Source organism: Methylobacterium sp. CCH5-D2, from assembly GCF_001556475.1.
Lineage (GTDB): Bacteria > Pseudomonadota > Alphaproteobacteria > Rhizobiales > Beijerinckiaceae > Methylobacterium > Methylobacterium hispanicum.
This window is the reverse complement of the sequence record NZ_LSIX01000099.1, coordinates 1-1,633: the sequence shown is the minus strand read 5'-3', so window position 1 is coordinate 1,633 and position 1,633 is coordinate 1. Positions and strand designations below refer to the sequence as shown.

Sequence of the window (1,633 nt, the reverse complement as noted above, 5' to 3'; positions counted from 1 at the left end):
TCCCTTGGGCGGACCTTTGTCCGCGCTGGAGCCGCGACCGCCCTTGCCGGGCCCGCCGCGATGGGGAGGCTTCGTCGTCATGGGCCGCTGCTATCATTCGGGCCCGACGGCGACAATTCGCGGACGGGCGATTCTCAGGCGCCCCGGCGCGCCGCCTCGATCGTCAGGCCGACGCCGACCGAGCCGAAGGTGTCGCCCGCGACCACCCGCGCGCCCGGCACGCAGGCGGTGAGCGCGGAGCGCACATGCGGCAGGCCGGTCGAGCCGCCGGTGAGGAACAGCGCGTCGATGCGCTCCGCCCCGATCCCGGCCTGCGCGAGGCAGCGCCCGACCCGCTCGGCGATACGCTCGGCAAGGCTTCCCGTCTGCGCGCCGAGGCTCGCCCGGTCGACCGCCGCGCCGAGGCCCCGCTCCACGAAGCCGAGGTCGAGGGTCGCGGCGCCCCTGTCGCTGGCGCCGATCTTGGCGCCCTCGACCGCGATGGCGAGGCCGTGGCCGCGCTCGGCCTCGACCACGCTGTAGAGCCGGTCGATCAGCTCCGGCCGGGCGGCGTCGCGGCGGGTCTCCTCGATCTCCCGCAGGGTCTTCGAGTTGTAGAGCCGGTTGATGCTCGACCACGTAGCGAGGTCGTGGAAGTAGGCGTTCGGCACGGCGAGGTCGCCGCGCTTCATCGGGCTGCCGAGCCCGAGCAGCGGCATCACCGTGCCGAGGCTGAGCATCCGGTCGAAATCGGTGCCGCCGATGCGCACGCCGTCGTTGGCCAGGATGTCGTCGGCGCGCTCCGCCTTGGCGTGGCGCTCGGGCGACAGGCGCACGATCGAGAAGTCCGAGGTGCCGCCGCCGATATCGGCGATCAGCGCGATCTCCTCGGCGCGCACGCCCTGCTCGTAGTCGAGGGCGGCGGCGATCGGCTCGTACTGGAACGACACGTTCCGGAAGCCGATCGATTCTGCGATCTCGCGCAGCGTCGCCTCCGCCCGGCGGTCGCCCTCCGGGTCGCCGTCCACGAAGTGGACCGGGCGGCCGTGCACCACCGTGTCGAAGCCGGTGCCCGCTTCCTGTTCGGCCCGCGCCTTCACGGCGGCGAGGTAGCGGGCGATGACGTCGCGGAAGCGCAGGCGCTCGCGGCCGAGCGGCGTGGTCTCCTCGACGAGGCCGGAGCCCAGCACCGATTTGAGGCTGCGCATCAGCCGGCCCGGCACGCCCTCGACATAGGCCTCGGTGGCGGCGCGGCCGATGATCGGGGGGCGTCCGGGCGCGAAGAAGATCGCGGAGGGCACCGTGAGGTGGCGTCCTTCGAGGGGCACGAGCGCGGGGCGGCCCTCGACGGTCCGGCCGAGGGTGGTGTTCGAGGTGCCGAAATCGAGGCCGCAGGCCGCCATCAACGCTCTCCGGCGCAGGATCTGTGGATCGGTGGGGTAAGGGCCGGCCGCTCTACAGGCCGCGTCCGGTCCGGTCCAGAGCCCGCGGCGCGGGATGGCTCAGCGCACGGTGGCCGGGGGCGGACAGTCCGGGATTCCAAAGGGTCGTGACCCTTTGGCGGGGTCCGGGGCGCGCAGCCCCGGGTTTCGAACCCATAGGCCCGGCGAGGCCGGACCTATGGGTTCGACAGCAGGGCTCTGCCCTGCACCCG

General features: G+C 73.4%; 1 protein-coding gene. It reads right to left on the bottom strand.

Annotated elements, in window-relative coordinates; translation table 11 throughout:
* Window positions 1–134: 134 nt before the first annotated feature.
* The gene (locus tag AX737_RS02120; protein WP_066918636.1) at window positions 135–1,382 is read right to left on the bottom strand and encodes an Hsp70 family protein; all 1,248 of its coding nucleotides are present in this window, start codon (window positions 1,380–1,382) and stop codon (window positions 135–137) included.
* Window positions 1,383–1,633 lie beyond the last annotated feature (251 nt).

Bases quoted from the DNA above. Each gene is read 5' to 3' on its own strand.
- AX737_RS02120 (WP_066918636.1), bottom strand. From the start codon at position 1,382: ATGGCGGCCTGCGGCCTCGATTTCGGCACCTCGAACACCACCCTCGGC.